The 17254-nt window shown below is 63.6% G+C and carries 13 protein-coding genes and 1 riboswitch; of the genes, 10 read left to right on the top strand and 3 right to left on the bottom strand.

Going from position 1 to position 17254, the window contains the following annotated elements; all coding sequences use genetic code 11:
• Window positions 1–53 precede the first annotated feature (53 nt).
• Window positions 54–1970 (top strand): DEAD/DEAH box helicase, encoded by a 1917-nt coding sequence (locus CGS49_RS03975; protein WP_097800619.1) that lies wholly within the window; start codon window positions 54–56, stop codon window positions 1968–1970.
• Window positions 1967–2815, top strand: coding sequence for a putative RNA methyltransferase (locus tag CGS49_RS03970; RefSeq protein WP_097800618.1), 849 nt, complete (start codon window positions 1967–1969; stop codon window positions 2813–2815). The genes CGS49_RS03975 and CGS49_RS03970 overlap by 4 nt, the downstream gene beginning before the upstream one ends.
• Before the next feature lie 50 nt (window positions 2816–2865).
• Here the strand turns inward: CGS49_RS03970 and CGS49_RS03965 are convergent, their stop codons facing one another.
• Both CGS49_RS03965 and CGS49_RS03960 read right to left on the bottom strand, forming a co-directional pair.
• Window positions 2866–4227 carry an MATE family efflux transporter gene (locus CGS49_RS03965; RefSeq protein ID WP_097800617.1) on the bottom strand — a complete coding sequence of 454 codons (1362 nt, stop codon included), beginning with the start codon at window positions 4225–4227 and terminating at the stop codon, window positions 2866–2868.
• Window positions 4228–4385: 158 nt separating this feature from the next.
• Window positions 4386–5039, bottom strand: coding sequence for an ECF transporter S component (locus tag CGS49_RS03960; protein ID WP_242975358.1), 654 nt, complete (start codon window positions 5037–5039; stop codon window positions 4386–4388).
• Window positions 5040–5246: 207 nt separating this feature from the next.
• Between CGS49_RS03960 and pdxR the strand changes: the two genes are divergently transcribed.
• A complete protein-coding gene (gene pdxR / locus CGS49_RS03955; RefSeq protein WP_097800615.1) occupies window positions 5247–6686 on the top strand; it encodes a MocR-like pyridoxine biosynthesis transcription factor PdxR in 1440 nt (479 codons plus the stop codon).
• Here the strand turns inward: pdxR and CGS49_RS03950 are convergent.
• Window positions 6593–7519, bottom strand: a complete 927-nt coding sequence (locus tag CGS49_RS03950) for a hypothetical protein (protein ID WP_097800614.1) — start codon at window positions 7517–7519, stop codon at window positions 6593–6595. The two genes, pdxR and CGS49_RS03950, sit on opposite strands and share 94 nt — an antisense overlap.
• Before the next feature lie 480 nt (window positions 7520–7999).
• Window positions 8000–8097: riboswitch (glycine riboswitch) on the top strand.
• Window positions 8098–8233: 136 nt separating this feature from the next.
• On the opposite strand from CGS49_RS03950, the gene CGS49_RS03945 reads away from it, so the two are divergent.
• The 7 genes from CGS49_RS03945 (at window position 8234) to CGS49_RS03915 (ending at window position 17082) form a co-directional block, all read left to right on the top strand.
• On the top strand, window positions 8234–9751 hold the full coding sequence (locus CGS49_RS03945; protein WP_097800613.1) for an alanine/glycine:cation symporter family protein: 1518 nt from the start codon (window positions 8234–8236) through the stop codon (window positions 9749–9751).
• A 191-nt stretch (window positions 9752–9942) separates the two neighbouring features.
• On the top strand, window positions 9943–10611 hold the full coding sequence (gene sdaAB / locus CGS49_RS03940; protein WP_097800612.1) for an L-serine ammonia-lyase, iron-sulfur-dependent subunit beta: 669 nt from the start codon (window positions 9943–9945) through the stop codon (window positions 10609–10611).
• Between the two features lie 14 nt (window positions 10612–10625).
• A complete protein-coding gene (sdaAA, locus tag CGS49_RS03935; protein WP_430407818.1) occupies window positions 10626–11507 on the top strand; it encodes an L-serine ammonia-lyase, iron-sulfur-dependent, subunit alpha in 882 nt (293 codons plus the stop codon).
• A gap of 231 nt (window positions 11508–11738) precedes the next feature.
• The gene (gene nagB / locus CGS49_RS03930) at window positions 11739–12467 is read left to right on the top strand and encodes a glucosamine-6-phosphate deaminase (RefSeq protein WP_097800611.1); all 729 of its coding nucleotides are present in this window, start codon (window positions 11739–11741) and stop codon (window positions 12465–12467) included.
• A 121-nt stretch (window positions 12468–12588) separates the two neighbouring features.
• Complete coding sequence (locus tag CGS49_RS03925) at window positions 12589–14346, top strand: tyrosine-protein phosphatase (RefSeq protein WP_097800610.1); 1758 nt, start codon at window positions 12589–12591, stop codon at window positions 14344–14346.
• 392 nt (window positions 14347–14738) lie between these two features.
• On the top strand, window positions 14739–16310 hold the full coding sequence (gene rny / locus CGS49_RS03920) for a ribonuclease Y (protein WP_097800609.1): 1572 nt from the start codon (window positions 14739–14741) through the stop codon (window positions 16308–16310).
• Window positions 16311–16545: 235 nt separating this feature from the next.
• A complete protein-coding gene (locus tag CGS49_RS03915; protein WP_097800608.1) occupies window positions 16546–17082 on the top strand; it encodes a hypothetical protein in 537 nt (178 codons plus the stop codon).
• Window positions 17083–17254 lie beyond the last annotated feature (172 nt).

Genomic DNA, 17254 nt, shown 5'->3' with positions numbered 1-17254 from the left:
TCCCCCGACCGGGGGAAGCCAATGGGGAAGTGCCACTTGAAATTAGGAGAACCATGACATTTAAAGAATTGAATCTGTCCGCCCCGCTGCTGCGCGCTGTGCAGGAGGCGGGCTACGAGACCCCGTCGCCCATCCAGGCGGCTGCCATCCCGCCGGTGCTGTCCGGCCGGGATCTGATGGGCTGCGCCCAGACCGGCACCGGCAAGACGGCTGCCTTTGCGCTGCCCATGCTGGACCGCCTCACAGCCAACCCGCCCCGCCGCAAGGGGGCTATCCGGGCCCTGATCCTCACGCCCACCCGCGAGCTTGCTTTGCAGATCGGCGAGAGCTTTGAAGCCTACGGCAAGTACCTCAAGCTGCGCAGCACCGTCATCTTTGGCGGCGTGGGCCAGGCACCGCAGGTGGAAGCGCTGAAAAAGGGCGTGGACATCCTCATTGCCTGCCCGGGACGCCTGAACGACCTGATCGGTCAGGGCTTCATTGATCTGTCGGACCTTGAAATTTTCGTGCTGGACGAAGCCGACCGCATGCTGGATATGGGCTTTGTGCACGATGTGAAAAAGGTGATCGCCAAGCTGCCCAAGGAGCGCCAGAACCTGATGTTCAGCGCCACCATGCCCGCCGAGATCGAGCAGCTGGCCGCCGGCATCCTGCGCAAGCCCGCCTTCGTCAAGGTGGACCCGGTGTCCAGCACGGTGGACCGCATCCAGCAGAGCCTTTACCATGTGGAGAAGGGCAACAAGAAGTTCCTGCTGCCCTGGCTCATCAAGAACCTGCAGCCCCCCGTGGTGAACGCGCTGGTGTTCAGCCGCACCAAGCACGGCGCGGATAAGATCGCCAAAGACCTCACCAAGCAGGGCATCCCGGCAGCGGCCATCCACGGCAACAAGAGCCAGACCGCCCGCGTCACCGCGCTGGAAAACTTCAAGGCCGGGAAGACCCGCGTGCTGGTGGCCACCGATATAGCCGCCCGCGGCATCGACATCAGTGAGCTGTCCCATGTGTTCAACTACGACCTGCCCGAGGTGCCGGAGACCTACGTGCACCGCATCGGCCGCACGGCCCGCGCCGGTGCCGACGGCACGGCTGTCAGCTTCTGCGCGCCCGAGGAGCAGGAGTATCTGGCGGGCATCGAAAAGCTGAACCGCCGCAAGATCCCCGTGGTGAGCGGCCACCCCTGGGACGGCGTGCCCGCCCCGGTGCGCCCGGAGCCGCCCGTGCGCGGCAAAAAGCCGAAGGCGGCTGCCGCACAGGCCGACACGCAGCCCGAACCGCAGGCACAGAAGGCCGCCAAGGCTGAAAAACCTGCAGCCGCAAAGGCAAAGCCTGAAAAAAAGGCTGCCGCCGCGCCCAAGGCGCAGGCAAAGCAGCCCGCAAAACTGGAAAAAGAGGAACAACCCATGGATGATACCAAGCGTACTTCCGGCGGACGCAGCAATGACCGCCGTTCCAATAATAACAGCCGCCCCCGCCGGGAACAGAATGCCCCGGCCCGCGGCAGCAATGCACAGCCCAAGTTCGACCCCCACTTTGTGAGCGCGCCGGAGGCCACCCCGCTGCGCTCTGCCAAGAAGACCCCGGCAGCCCCTGCTGCCCCGGCCATCCGCAGTGCCGCTCAGCCGGCCCAGAACAATGCACAGGGCCAGCAGAAGGGCCGCCGCAATGACCGCAGTGACCGCCCGGCCCGTGGTGCCCAGAACGGCCAGAGCACCCAGAATGCAGAGCAGAGCCGCAGCCGAAATGACCAGCGCGGCCGCAGCCAGAACGCTGGCCGCAGTGCCCAGCCCGCCCGCGCCCCCAAGGCAGAGCCTGCCCGCCGGGGCCGCGGCGCTGCCGCCCGCGATGAGGACCCGGGCCTTGTGCTCATCAGCCGCCGCCCGCCGCAGCAGAAGTTCACGAACTTTGAGGAGTATATGAACGCCCACGGCGGTGCCACCGCCCCCATTGAGGACCACAGCGACGAAGTATGAGCAGAAGTGAACCGTTCGCCCCGTGGCAGTGCCCGCTGTGCGGCGCGCGCCTTTCCGGGGACAGCGTCCTGAAATGCGAAAAAAGCCACTGCTTTGACCGCGCCAAAGAGGGCTACTGGCATCTTCTGCCGGTGCAGAGCATGCGCACCAAAGCTCCCGGCGACAGCAAAGAGATGGTGGCGGCCCGCCGCGCCTTTCTGAACGCCGGGTACTACGGCATCTTCGGCAAGGCGCTGGGCGAGCTGTGCGTCGAGTATGGCGTGCCTGCCGCCCCGGATGCGCCGCTGCACCTGCTGGATGCAGGCTGCGGCGAGGGCTGGTACGACCGGTGCATCGCGCAGAAATTTGCCGAGACCGGCCGCCCGCTGCAGCTGGCGGGCTTTGACATCGCAAAGCCGGCGGTGCGTCTGGCCGCGAAGGCCCTGCCCACCGCGCAGTACGCCGTGGCGTCCAGCTTTGGCCAGCCCGTGCGCACCGGCTGGGCCGATCTGCTGCTGAACTGCTTTTCGCCCTTTGCGCAGGAGGAATTTCTGCGGGTGCTGCGCCCGGGCGGGCGGATGATCTACGTGGTGCCCGGGGCCGAGCACCTTTATCAGATGAAGGCGGTGCTGTACGAAAAGCCCTACAAGAACCCGGTGCAGGAGATCGCCTACGAAGGCTTCAAGGCCATCGGAGAGCGGGAAGTTGCGGGGCGCATCACGGTGCCCCACGGCCAGCTGGAAGCGCTGTTCGCCATGACGCCTTATTACTGGAAGACCCCGCGCGGCGGTGCCGAGCGTCTGGCCGCACTGCCGGAACTGGAAACGGAAATTTCGTTCCGGTTCCTGGTGTTTGAAAAACTTTGAGAAATAAAAAACTCCCCCGGCAACGCCGGGGGAGTTTTTGCGTCATAACGTCAGGTATGATATTCCATCCATTTGCCTTTCCAGGCGTAAAGAGCCATCAGCACGGCACCCAGCCCCCAGCTGACCGGGTACAACAGGAAGATGCCGTTGATGGTGGAAAAGGAGGGCAGCACCCACTGGATCCACACAATGCGGAACAGGCACAGCGACACCAGCAGCACCACCATGGGCGGCACGCTGGCCCCGGTGCCGCGCACCGCGCCTGCCAGCCCGTGCAGGATGCTGAGCAGGAAGTAGAACGGGCAGAACCAGTGCATGGCCAGCTTACCGAAGGCAATGACGGCTTCGTCCCGGGTGAACAGGTGCAGAATGAAGTCCTGTCCGGCCAGCAGAGCCGCGCCGGTGCACAGGGTGTAAAGGATGCCGATGCCCAAGGTCACCCAGACGGCCTTTTTCACCCGGTCCAGCCGCCCGGCACCGTAGTTCTGGCCCACAAAGGTGGTGGCCGCCATGCTGATGCTGGTCACGGGCAGGATGTTGAAGCCGTCGATCTTCATGTAAGCGCCGAACCCTGCCATGGCGGCGGCACCGTAGCCGTTCACACCGGCCTGCACCAGCACGTTGGAAATGGAGATGACCATGTTCTGGATGCCGGTGGGCAGGCCCACCCGGATGATGCGGCCTGCCATGCTGCGGTGCAGCCGGATGCCGGAAAGCTCCACATGGCAGGCGTCGTCGGTCTTCATCAAAAAGCGCAGGCTCAGCACGCAGGAGACCAGCTGGCTCAGGTCGGTGGCGATGGCGGCACCGGCCACCCCCATTTTCAGCCCGGCGATGAGCACCAGGTCCAGCACGATGTTGGTCACCGACGCAGCGGCCAGATACACCAGTGACCGGCGGGAGTTGCCCGCCGCGTTCAGGATGCCGGCCGTCATGTTATACACCACGCTGAACAGCACGCCGCCGAAGTAAAGCCGCAGGTAGGTCACTGCGTCGCCCATCACCTCGGCGGGGGTATTCATGGCGGTAAGCAGCGCCCGGCAGCAGGCTACGCCGCCGATGGTCAGCACAAGGCCCATGAGGACCGCAATGGCCAGCGAGGTGTGCACGGCCTCCCGGGTCTCTTTGTGGTCCCCGGCACCCAGATACTGGGAGATGACAACGCCCGCACCCACGGCCACACCCTGGCTGAAGCCGATCAGCAGGTAGATGGGTGAGCCACTGGAGCCCACGGCGGCCAGCGCATTGCTGCCCACAAAATTGCCCACAATGATGCTGTCGGCGGTGTTGTACATCTGCTGCAGCAGGTTGCCCAGGATCAGCGGCAGGGCAAACAGCAGCAGGTTCTTCACGATGCTGCCCTCGGTCATCAGGTTGGTGTTCTGGTTGGATGGTGCTTTGACAGCAGCCATGATGGATCCTCCTCTCAAAAATCGACTGTATTTTTAAGCATAGCACAAATGCGGCAGCTGCACAAGAACGCAGAAAACACCACTGCCCCCGCCGCCGGAGGATAGGAGATGTCCGGCAAAGCGAGGGCAGCGGTGCTGTATCAGGATAGAGAGATAGCTTAGTGTTTTTCGCCCTTGGGCAGCAGACCGGCGCGCTCCAGAGCCGGACGCAGGGCGAGGTACAGGATGACAGCGCACACGGTGGAGGCCACGCTGTTCACGAAGGTGACGCCGCCGGCGATCTTGGAGAGCGCCTGCGCCACGGTGTATTCCTGACCGAAGATGTACACATTGCGGAAGTAGCCCAGGAACGGGTCGGTGACCACGTTCAGCAGCAGGCCGGAACCGGCGGCCGCGATGACCTTGACGAGGTAGCCTGCGCTGTGCTTATCGAGATCGCGCAGCTTGAAGGCCTTGTGGGCCACGGCACCACAGGTGATGCCGATGATGAACTTGAGCACGAAGGTGGTGATGGCATAGCCCGGGTCACCGGCCAGGATGTCGGCCAGGGCCAGACCGATGGCACCGGCCAGACCGCCGGAAACGCCGTCCAGCAGCAGGGCGGTCAGGGCCGTGAAGGTGTTGCCCAGATGGAACGAGGAGCCGCCGTAGAACGGGATGCGGAAGAACAGGTAAGCCACAAGGCTCAGCGCGGCCATGACGCCGGTGAGGGCCAGCTCCTTGGTAGTAAAGGTGCGCTTATACAGCACACTGGCAAACAGAATGACGATGACAACGACTGCCAGCAGCAGCCACATTGCGGTAGTAGACATGATGTACGTTCCCTCCAATTTCCAATGAAAGCTCCAAAGACTCTCATTTTCCCGCGGACTTGCAGATAAACCTACAATCCTACTTGACATTTGGGTGTCCGGCGGGTATGCTCCTATTATACGCAGAACTGGCACCATGAAAATACCCAGAACAAAGTTTTTTTATGGGGTCAGTTTGGCAGAATGCCCAGACAGGAGGAAGGTTTTATGGTCCATCTGACCACGGCACTGGATGCAGACTCCGGCGTGCCATTGTACGAGCAACTCTATCGCAGCCTGGCCGGGGAGATGCGCAGCGGCACGCTGGCGGCGGGCACCCGGATGCCCGGCAAGCGGCGGCTGGCGGCGGAGCTGTCCGTCTCGGTGAACACAGTGGATGCCGCCTACCAGATGCTGGCGGCGGAAGGGTATCTGGAATCGCGGGAGCGCAGCGGCTTTTATGTACAGGAATATCTGGCCCTGCCGCAGGCGGCCGCGCCGGAAGCCGCAGCGCTGCCCAGACAGCCGCAGCCCCAGCCGCCCGCGCCGCCGGTGCGATACGATCTTTCCACCCGGGGTGTGGACCCGGGGCTGTTCCCGTTCCGCACCTGGGCGCGGCTGCAGAAGGAGCTGCTGTATTCCTCGCCCGAGCTGCTCACCCACGGCGATGCCCAGGGCGACCCGGCTTTGCGGCAGGCGCTGGCCGATTATCTTTCCGAGTATCGCGGCGTGCAGTGCGGGCCGCACCAGATCGTGGTGGGTGCGGGATTGGAATACCTGCTGGGCCTGCTGGCCCCGCTGCTGCCCGGCCCGGCGGCAGTGGAGACGCCGGGCTACCCCCGTGCAAAGCAGGTGCTGGAAAACAACGGCGTGCCCTGCTGCTGTGTGCCGGTGGACGGCGACGGCCTTTCGGTGGCGGCACTGAACCGCTCGGATGCGGCGGTGTGCTACGTCACGCCCAGCCATCAGTTCCCCACCGGCGTCACCATGCCGGCAGGCCGCCGGGCAGAGCTTTTGCACTGGGCGGCCCGCAAACCGAGGCAGCGGTACATTATAGAGGACGACTACGACTCCGAGTTCCGTTTCGACACCCGCCCGCTGCCCAGCCTGCAGGGCATGGCGGGCGCGGACGGCCCGGTGGTGTACCTTTCCACCTGCTCCCGCAGCCTCGCGCCCAGCATCCGCATCGCCTACATGGTGCTGCCGGAGCATCTGCTGCCCGCCTGGCGGGAAAAGTACCGGCTCTATTCCGGCACGGTGAGCCGCTTCGAGCAGCAGACGCTGGCCCGGTTCATCACCGAGGGCTACTTCACCCGGCATCTGGCCCGGGAACGGGTGGCCTACAAGGCCCGGCGCGACGCCCTGACCGCAGCGTTGACGGCAGCTTTCGCACCGGGTGAGCTGACCCTCGCAGGGCTGCACACCGGGCTGCACCTGCTGGCAGCGCTCAGGGACCCGCCGCCGGATGCCGCCCTGCGCCGCGCCGCTGCGGCTGCGGGCATGGAGCTGGGCCTGCTGAGTGACTACGACCTGACCGGCGACGCACCTTCGGCAGCGGGCACGCTGGTGCTGGGTTACGGTTCGCTGAAAGACGACGCCTGCGCCTCGGTGGGCGAGACGTTGAAGAAGGTCTGCACCGCCGCGCGGGAAGCATCGGTGACGGTGTAAGTGCCGGTGGCCGTGTCCCAATCGCCGGGCAGGGCTTGTGCTTCGATGCTGGCGGCGTTGTTCGCGAGGAATTCCAATGTGCGCTCCAGCGTGTCGTAGTCCAGTGCGGTCAGGTCAGTGAGCAGGGAAGAACTGACCCCGCGCAGGGCGTCCGGCAGGGTGGTGGGCAGCAGGTCGAGGTTCTGCCGGAAAAAGGCGTCCCACACGGCGGCCCGGGCGGCGGCGGTGCGCTGGGGTGAAAGGGCCGCATCGGCCTGCAGCTGGCAGAGCAGTTCGTGGGCGTCCCCGGCCGAGATGCCCTGCACCGCCCGGCTGCGGCCATAGCGGGCCAGCTCGTCGTCGGTCAGCGCGCCGGAAAGGCTCACCCGCACCGGCCCGTAGCGGCCCGCGATGCGTTCCAGCACAGCAGGCGAGAGGGCCAGGTAATGGGTATCCTGCGGCAGGGCCAGCGTTTCAGTCAGGGCTTCGCGGCAGCGGGCCGGGCCTGCGGCGGTGTAGCACTGGGCGAGGGTGGCTTCGCCCTCGGCAAAGGGCACAGTCAGCACAGAGGGCACGCTGAGCAGGTGCACGCAGTTCTGGCTGGCGTTCAGGTAGGCCAGCAGAAAGCTGGGCTGTTCGCCGGGCACGCACAGCAGCACGGTGAGCTGGTCGTCGGCCTTCGGCAGCCGGATGAGGATGCCGCTCTCACTGCGGGCGGCTTGCCGCAGCTGGGTGTGCAATTGCTGGCGGCTGAGCAGCGCCGTGCCGCCCACCAGCGGCACCAGCACCAAAAGGGTCGCCAGCAGCGACGCCCAGAACGGGTCCCAGCCCCGGCGCTTGTGCCGTTTGTGCATGAAACATCCCTGCCTTTCCGGTGGGGAGTATTGACTGGAATGGAAGGGAATATGCAATTTTCCGGCCAGTAGGCAGGGAGTTTCTCCGAGGACCGTCCGCTGGGGTGGGACCCTGTTGCCCGAAGGGCAATAGGGCGGGCGATGGAATGGCCTGCAACAACAGAGACCGCCGCCAGTGGCGGAAACAGGGAGCTGTTGTTGGGGCCGTGGCCAGCAAGCTGCGAGCGAATGTGAAGCAGATGCTGGGTGCCACAACCCGTACTCGTGTCCGAGGAGAAAGCTACCGGCACGCTGGCCTTACTACGCCGCTGTGAAAAGTCATACAAAAATAAAATTCACCCTGTGGCATAACAGATGAAACCGCCGCATAAATTGGAGTGAATGTCTTGCGCAGGCGGACAAAATATGGTATCATCTTTCTATCGCGCACATCTGTGCGCAGCAGGAGAACTGAAAAGACGTGTGCGGCAAAGGGAAAGATCCGCGCACTCTGGAGAAACCCGCGCAGCGGGTGCCGAAGGTGTAAGGCCGCCGGGAAAGCGGCTGTATCTCTCAGGCAAAAGGACAGAGCATCGTCTTTTGCGCACAAGGGCGTGCGGCCGGGAACACGGCGCACCCGGCGGCGGAAAGAAATGAGAGCGCTCCGGATTTTGCGGGCAGAGCCTTTGGCGGGCTTTGCCCGTTTTGTTTTTGTGTATAGGGGGAAAGAGAGTTATGGTCGAGATCGTCACGCAGGTGAACAACGCCGTCAACGGCGTGGTGTGGGGGCCCTTCGGGCTGGCACTGCTGTTCTGCACCGGGTTCTGGATGAGCGCCCGCACGGGCTTTTTCCAGTTCCGCAAAATGGGCTACTGGCTCAGGCACACCATCGGTGCCATTTTCACCAACAAGGATGTCACCACCCACACCAGCAAAGAGGATATGGCCATCAGCCAGTTCCAGAGCATGTGCACCGCGCTGGCGGGCACCATCGGCACCGGCAACATCGTGGGTGTGGCCACGGCCATCGTCTCCGGCGGCCCGGGTGCTATCTTCTGGATGTGGGTCATGGCATTGCTTGGCATGATGACCAGCTTTTCCGAGAACGTACTGGGCGTCTACTACCGCCGCAAGAACGAAAAAGGCGAGTGGTCGGGCGGTGCCATGTATTACCTCACCGACGGCCTGGGCGCGAAGAAGGGCTGCAAGCAGCTGGGCAAGGTGCTGGCTGTGCTGTTTGCCTGCTTTTGCATCCTGGCGTCCTTCGGCATCGGTAACATGAGCCAGATCAACTCCATTGCCGGCAACATGAACGCGGCCTTCGGTGTGCCCACCCTCGTCACCGGCCTGTGCCTGATGGTGGTCACGGCCCTCATCGTCATCGGCGGGCTGAAGCGTGTGGCCGCCGTCACCGAAAAGCTGGTGCCCCTCATGGCGCTGTTCTACATCGCAGGTGCCCTCGTCATCGTGGTGGTGCACGCGGGCAATATCCCGGCGGCCTTTGCCGCCATCTTCAAGGGTGCCTTCAACCTGAACGCCGCCGGCGGCGGTGCGCTGGGCTACGGCATCAGCCAGACCATCACCTGGGGCTTCAAGCGCGGCGCCTTCTCCAACGAAGCGGGCCTGGGCTCTGCGGTCATGGTCAACTCCGCCTCCAACGTCAAGGAGCCGGTGCATCAGGGCATGTGGGGCGTGTTTGAGGTGTTCGCGGATACCATCGTGGTCTGCACCCTCACGGCACTGGTCATTCTGACCACCGGTGTGGTCGATTTGGAAAGCGGAGCCGTGCTGGCCGGTGTGCAGGACAACGCGCTGGTGGGCCAGGCATTCACCGCTGCCTTCGGCAGCTTTGGCCCCAAGTTCATCGCCATTTCCATCCTGCTGTTCGCCTACTCCACCACCCTCGGCTGGAGCCACTACGGCACCAAAGCTGTGGAATATCTGTTCGGCACCACCGGCAGCCGCATCTATAAAGTGGTCTTCGTGGGCATGACCGTGGTGGGTGCCACCATGAAGCTGGGCCTTGCGTGGGACCTGTCCGACACCTTCAACGGCCTGATGATGATCCCGAACCTCATCGGCGTGCTGGCACTGTCCGGCACCGTGGTGGCCATCACCCGCAACTACTTCGACCGCCGCGTGAAGGGCAAAGACATCGAGCCCATGTGGTCGGCCTTCCCGGAGTACCAGAAGCAGGAAGAAGCCGAAGCCGCCGCCGAGGAGGCAGAGCAGGAGAAGGCCGCGAACCAGTAAACGCAAAAACCAAAAATGTCAGCCGCAGGGCCGTCCGCAGACGCGGGCGGCCCTGCTTTTGCCTGCCCCGCCTTGCGAAGTGTGTGCATCCGTGATACACTGAGGGCAAAAGGAGAGCATTTGCTGAAAAACGATTTTCCAAAGAGCGGGCGTGTGCGGCCCCTCGGACAGACAAGGAGAGGACAAGCCCCATGGCATTCATCAGCGTTTTCGATGTTCTGGGCCCGAACATGATCGGCCCGTCCAGTTCCCACACCGCAGGCGCGGAGATCATCGCCTTTCTGGCCCAGAAGATGATCGCCCCGCCGCTGCGCCGGGCAGACTTTACCCTGTACGGCTCCTTCGCCAAAACTTACCACGGCCACGGCACCGACCGCGCCCTGCTGGGCGGTATCATGGGCTTTTCGGCCGATGACACCCGCATCCGGGATTCCTTCGCCATCGCCGAACAGCGGGGCCTTGTCTACAGCTTTACCCCCAACGAGACCGAGACCGACCTTCACCCCAACACGGTGGACATCCGCATGGAGAACGCCGCCGGGCAGGTGATGACCGTGCGCGGCGAGTCGCTGGGCGGCGGCAAGGTGCGCATCGTGCGCATCAACGGCGTGGCGGTGGACTTTACTGGCGAGTACAACGCCCTCATCGTGGTGCAGCAGGACAAGCCCGGCGTGGTGGCCCACATCACCAAAATTCTCAGCGACCGCGGCGTGAACATCGCGTTCATGCGCCTGTTCCGCGAGGAAAAGGGCCACACCGCCTACACCATCGTGGAGTCGGACGAGCGCCTGCCCGAGGACGTGGCGCAGCTGCTGCAGGAGAACCCGAACATCCACGATGTGATGGTCGTGCAGCCGTAAGGAGGGGGAGCGAAATGAACATGGATTTCAAATCCGCAAAGGAACTGCTGGCGCTGTGCGCCGAGAACGCACTGCCCATCTCCGAGGTGATGCGCCGGCGCGAATGCCTGCTGGGCGAAGTGGAGCAGGACGCCGTGGACCGCCGCATGGCAAAAGCGTGGGACATCATGCGCGCTTCTGCCACCCAGCCGCTGGAAACGCCCATCAAATCCATGGGCGGGCTCATCGGCGGCGAGGCGAAGACCCTGCAGGCCCACGCGGCCGAGGGCAAGGGCATCTGCGGCGACGTGCTGCAGAAGGCCATGACCTACGCCATGGCCGTGCTGGAAGTGAACGCCTCCATGGGCCTGATCGTGGCCGCGCCCACGGCCGGCTCGGCGGGCGTGGTGCCGGGCCTGCTGCTGGCCCTGCAGGAGTGCTATGACCTGCCGGATGGGCGCATCGTGGAGGCGCTGTTCAACGCCGGTGCGGTGGGCTACCTTGCCATGCGCAACGCCACCGTGGCCGGTGCCGTGGGCGGCTGTCAGGCCGAGGTGGGCATCGCGTCGGCCATGGCGGCGTCGGCCGCCGTGGAACTGCTGGGCGGCACGCCGCAGCAGTGTCTGGATGCGGCTTCCACCGTGCTGATGAACATGCTGGGCCTTGTGTGCGACCCGGTGGGGGGCCTTGTGGAGTACCCCTGCCAGAACCGCAACGCCGCCGGTGTGGCCAACGCCCTTGTTGCGGCGGAGATGGCCCTTTCCGGCATCCGGCAGCTGATCCCCTTTGACCAGATGCTGGATGCCATGTACGCCGTGGGCAAGCGCCTGCCCGCCGAGCTGCGCGAGACCGCCCTTGGCGGCTGTGCCGCCACCCCCGCCGCCTGTGCCGCCTGCGGCCTGTGCAGCGGGAACTGATCTTTCAACATGCAGCGCCGCCGGTGTGGAAACGCCCGGCGGCGTTTTTGCGCGTTCGTGACCGGAAATGCCGGCCCAAACGGCGGGGCTTTGCATCTTTTTGTGCAAACACACCGAAAAGATGGCCGGGATGACTGGCGCTTGTCTGCGAAATGTGATAAACTAAACGCAGAAGTGCTCTGCGCAGCCCGTGCAGAGCGGCAAAAAAGATGATAAGTGAGGTCGTTTGTAATGAAGATCATTCGTGCAAAAGATTATGCGGATATGTCCCGCAAGGCAGCCAATATCATTTCGGCACAGGTCATTATGAAGCCGAACTGCGTGCTGGGCCTGGCCACCGGCGGCACCCCCGTGGGCGCATATGCCCAGCTGGTGGAGTGGTACAACAAGGGCGACATTGATTTCTCCGAGGTCACCACCGTCAACCTGGACGAGTACCGCGGCCTGCCCAAGGAGCACCCGGAAAGCTACTGGAGCTTCATGCACAAGAACCTGTTCGACAAGGTGAACATCGACCCGGCCAAGATCAACCTGCCGGACGGCACCAACCCCGACGCCGAGGACGCCTGCACCAAGTACAACCAGATCATCCACGCTGTGGGCGGCATCGACCTGCAGCTGCTGGGCATCGGCCACGACGGCCACATCGGCTTCAACGAGCCGGGTGAGGCCTTTGAGCTGGAGACCCACTGTGTGGACCTGACCCAGGAGACCATTGAGGCCAACAAGCGCTTCTTTGACGGCAACGTGGACCTTGTGCCCAAGCAGGCCTACACCATGGGCATCAAGACCATCATGCAGGCGCGCAAGGTGCTGATGGTGGCCAACGGCAAAGGCAAGGCCGAGATCATCAAGAAAGCCTTCTTCGGCCCCGTCACCCCGGAGGTGCCCGCCAGCATCCTGCAGATGCACCCGGACTTCATCCTTGTGGGCGATGAGGAAGCCCTGAGCCTGATCTGATCGTTTTGCGCTCCGGCTGCCGCACAGTGTGATGCTGTGCGGCAGCTTTTTGTTTCCAGCGGCTTTACAATCAGGCCAAAAGGCGGTATTCTTTATATGATACTTTTCTCAGGAGGAAACCATGGACATCCGCCAGCTGCACTATTTTTTGGTCTTGTGCGATGAAATGAACTACAGCCGCGCGGCACAGCGGCTGTTTTTGTCGCGGCAGGCTCTGCGCCAGAGCATCACGGCGCTGGAAGCAGAGCTGTGCGGCCCGCTGTTCCTCAGCGCGCACCACAAGCTCACCCTCACCGACCGCGGCATCAGCCTGCAGCGCCACGCGGCGCCGGTGGTGGAGCAGTTCCAGCAGATGCAGGCGGCGCTGCGGGCCGAGATCCAGTCCGCCCAGCCGGTGTGCATCGGCATCAGTGTGTCGCTGGTGCCGGACTACCTGCCCGGGCTGGAAACGCAGCTGGACAAGTTCCGCCAGCAGTACCCCCATGTGGAGATGCGCTTCCGCATGATGGACAACGACGCTGTGGCCGACGAAGTGGAGCAGGGCGAGCTGGACGCGGGCCTTGTCATCGACCTGGGGTGCGCCGCGCCGGTGCTGGCCCGCACCACCCTGCGGGCGGACCCGGCCTGCCTGCTGGTGCCCCGGGGCCACCCGTTCTGGGAGAAGGAGAGCATCCCCCTTGCCGACCTGCGGGGCCAGCGGGTGCTGCTGCCCAGCCTGCGGCAGGACCTGTTCAGCCCGCTGTGGTCGGCCTGCGCCCGGGCGGGCTTTGCGCCCAACGCCGAGATCGGCCCCAGCTTTTACCAGGCCTACTACCTGGTACAGGAGCAGCTGTGCACCTGCCTGACCCGCTATGAGCCCGGTGCCCGGCGGGAGCTGGACCGCGTGCGCGATGTGCTGCTGGAAGACCTGCCGCCCCTGTGCGTTTCGCTGGTGCAGCGGCGGGACACGAGCTCTGCCTACATCGACCTGCTGCGCAGCTACCTGATGGAGGTGCTGGGGGCTTCGGCCAGCCTGCCGCCGCGCCGGGGCCGCCCGGCAAAGCCCTTCTACAACTTCCCGGTGCTGTCCAGCGCGGCAGCAAAGCCTGCCCCGGCCCACCCGGCTCCGGGCACCCAGCTGGCGTTTGCGGGCGGGAACAACTTCCGCGAGCTGGGCGGCTATCTGGCCGACGAAGGCAAGCACGTGAAGTGGGGGCAAATTTACCGCGGCATCCCCACGGGCAAGCTCACCGGCGAGGCCGACCGCAGACTGCTGGATTCGCTGGGCCTGCGGCTCATTCTGGACCTGCGCAGCAGCGGGGAAGCAAAGAAGGAGCCGGACTATGTGCCGGACGGCGCGCGCCTGGTGCAGATCTGCGGCCTGTGCGCCGAGGACGGTGCCGAGATCGCCTTTGCGCCCGGCGACATTGAAAAGCTGATGCAGACCGCAGAGGAAGGCGAGAGCATCTCCCAGCGGCTGTACCGCCGAATGCTCACCGGCAACAAGGCGTTCAAAGAGCTGTTCCGCGCGCTGGAAGCGGGCGAGACGCCCATCCTGTTCCACTGCACGTCCGGCAAGGACCGCACCGGTGTGGCTGCCATGCTGATCCTGCTGGCACTGGGCGCGTCGGACGAAGTGATCTGCGCCGATTTTGAACAGACCAATGCCTGCCGCAAGGCCGAGATCGACGCGGTGCTGGCCGAGCACGCGGCCGAGATCGCGGCAGACCCTGCCTGCCGGGTGCGCTATTATGCCATGGCGGGCGTGGACCCGGCGGCGGCCCCCTTTGTGCTGGACACCATCCGCAGGAAGTTCGGCAGCGCGGAGAACTATCTGGAAACGGAATACGGCCTGACCCCGGCGCGCCTGATGCGCCTGCGCCGGATGTATCTGGAATAACAAAACGCTCTGTCCGGCCCGGCAGCAGGTCCTGCCCGGGCCGGACATTTTTGTTTTTGTGCACAAAATGTTGCGCAGGGAGCCTTTTCCCCTTGACAAGCGGGCAAATGTTTCGTACTATAATCAGTAGTATGGAATAAAAGACGCTGGATGCAGGTCGTCCCGTGAACCCCGAGTTCTTTCAGGCATGTGATGCCTGTTTATTATAAGACAGAACCGTAGAGAGAAAAGCTGCAGTCTGCCCGCACGGTGCTCCCACCGCGCGTGTGGTTCTGCTGTCACTTTTTGGATTGAAAGCTCACTTATAGACCCGTTTGAAGCCTACACCTGCCGTGCAGCGTCTCCTGCTTATGATTCAAGACCTGAATTTTAACAAAGGAGAGTGAAACGCGATGACCGCGATTGGAGTGATCGTGGCCCTGATCGCTGCTGTGATCGGCGTTGGTGCGGGCTATTTTATTGGCTATAACAACCGTAAAAAGACCGCCGAAGCCCAGATCGGCAGCGCAGAGGCCGAAGCGACCCGCCTGGTGAACGAGGCGATCAAGACCGCTGAACAGAAGCGCAAGGAAGCGGTTCTGGAAGCAAAGGACGAGGCCTTCAAGCTGAAGGCGGAGGTGGACGCCCAGAAGGCGGAAGCCGACAAGGAGATCAAGCAGCGCCGTGCGGAGATCAGCCGTCAGGAGAACCGCATCGACCAGAAGGAAACGGCGCTGGACCGCAAGACCGAAGCGCTGGAGAAAAAGGAAGAAGAACTGAAAAAGCGCTCGGCGGAAGCCGAGGAGCGCCTGGCCGAGATCGACGCCCTGCGCGCCAAGGAGCTGGAGCGTCTGGAAACGCTGGCCGGTCTGAGCCAGGAGGACGCCCGCGAAGTGCTGCTGCACAAGGTGGACGAGGAGCTCACCCACGAAAAGGCTGTGCGCGTCGCCGCCTACGAGACCGACCTGAAGGAGAACTGCGACAACATTGCCCGCAACCTGATCGGTCAGGCCGTCAGCCGCTGCGCTGCCGACCACTGCAGCGAGACCACCGTCAGCGTGGTGCCGCTGCCCAGCGATGAAATGAAGGGCCGCATCATCGGCCGCGAGGGCCGCAACATCCGCGCGCTGGAGACTGCTACCGGTGTGGACCTGATCATCGACGATACCCCGGAGGCCATCACCCTGTCCTCCTTCGACCAGACCCGCCGCGAAGTGGCCCGCATGACCCTGGAACGCCTGATCGGCGACGGCCGTATCCACCCCGCCCGCATCGAGGAGACGGTGGAGAAGTGCCGCCACGAGCTGGAGCTGCAGATGAAGCGCGAGGGCGAGCGCGCGGTGATGGAGCTGGGCATCCACGGCCTGCACCCGGACCTGATCAAGCTGATCGGCCGGTTGAAGTACCGCACCAGCTTCGGCCAGAACGCCCTGACCCACAGCATGGAAGTGGCCTGGCTGGCCGGCCTGCTGGCAGGCGAGATGGGCGTGAACGTCACGCTGGCACGCCGCGCCGGTCTGCTGCATGACATCGGCAAGGCACTGGACCACGAGATCGAGGGCAGCCATGTCCAGATCGGTGTGGACATCTGCCGCAAGTACAAAGAGAACACCCAGATCATCCACGCCATTGAGGCCCACCACGGTGACGTGGAGCCCAAGACCCCGCTGGCCTTCATCATTCAGGCGGCCGATGCCATCAGCGCCGCACGCCCGGGTGCCCGCCGCGAGAACGTGGAAAGCTACGTCAAGCGTCTGGAAAACCTGGAAGAAATTTCTTCCAGTTTCGAGGGCGTGGAGCAGGCCTTTGCCGTGCAGGCGGGCCGCGAAGTGCGCATCATGGTCAAGCCCGACGTCATCAGCGACGATCAGGTCATCCTGCTGGCACGCTCCATCGCAAAGAAGATCGAGGACACGCTGGATTACCCCGGCCAGATCAAGGTCAACGTCATCCGCGAGAGCCGCGCCGTCGAATACGCGAAATAAGATTTTGGCATCAGAGGGCCGCCGCACAGGAATGTGCGGCGGCCCTTTTTAGCAGGCGCGCCCTCTCCGTCTGCTCCCGTTGGTCGCATCCACCTCTCCCTTTGGGAGAGCTGCTGAGCGCAGCGAAGCTGAGAGGGCGTTCCTGCACAGCGAATTTTTCTTATTCATAAATACTTGCAATTCCCTGTCGAAAAGGGTATCATGGAGAAAACGCACCGAAAGGAGACGGATCTACATGAAACACGCAAAGAGATTTCTGGCCGCGCTGCTGGCAGGGGTGCTGGCGCTGGCGGCGTTCACCGGCTGCAGCGGGCTGCTGAACTTTGCCACGGTACAGGTCAACACGGAGGAAGCTCAGGCCCTGATGAAGCGGGTCAGCCCGGCTTTGCAGTACGACACCCAGCTGGAATACGCCGCCGAGCGCATCGCCCAGTGGATGACCGAGGAAGTGACCAACCTGACCACTGCGGACGGGCAGCTGGTCCGCAAGGTGCAGCTGGACCCGGGCACCGGCAACATGAACCCGGGCATCAGCGTCAACGAATTCATCTCCGACTCCACCAATGGGTCGCTCTATCTCTCGTCGAACGTGAAGATCGCCCTGACCATGGACAACAGCGGCAACCCGTACTATGACCCGGGCCGCCTGTATGCACCGGCAGCACAGGACGCCGTGGAGGCCCTGCGCAGCGAGGCCGAAGGCTGCAGCAGGATGGGCGCGGTGTTCATTGAATACAGCGGCGGGACCTATGTGGTGGCGCTGTTCCTGTAACAAAAACAAAGGCTCAGCTCCCTTCCGATGCGCGGCGTCGGGAGGGAGTTTTTCTGTGCGCAGAAAGCGGACAAAATGGGCGAAACAGTACGACTTATGCATAAAATGCAAAAATATACAGGTGAAATTTCTTCAACTGTTTTCCTGAAAAACACAAAAAACTCATGTTTCA

It is taken from the genome of Faecalibacterium langellae (assembly GCF_002549775.1).
GTDB lineage: Bacteria > Bacillota > Clostridia > Oscillospirales > Ruminococcaceae > Faecalibacterium > Faecalibacterium langellae.
This window is presented reverse-complemented; position numbering and strand designations above follow the sequence as displayed.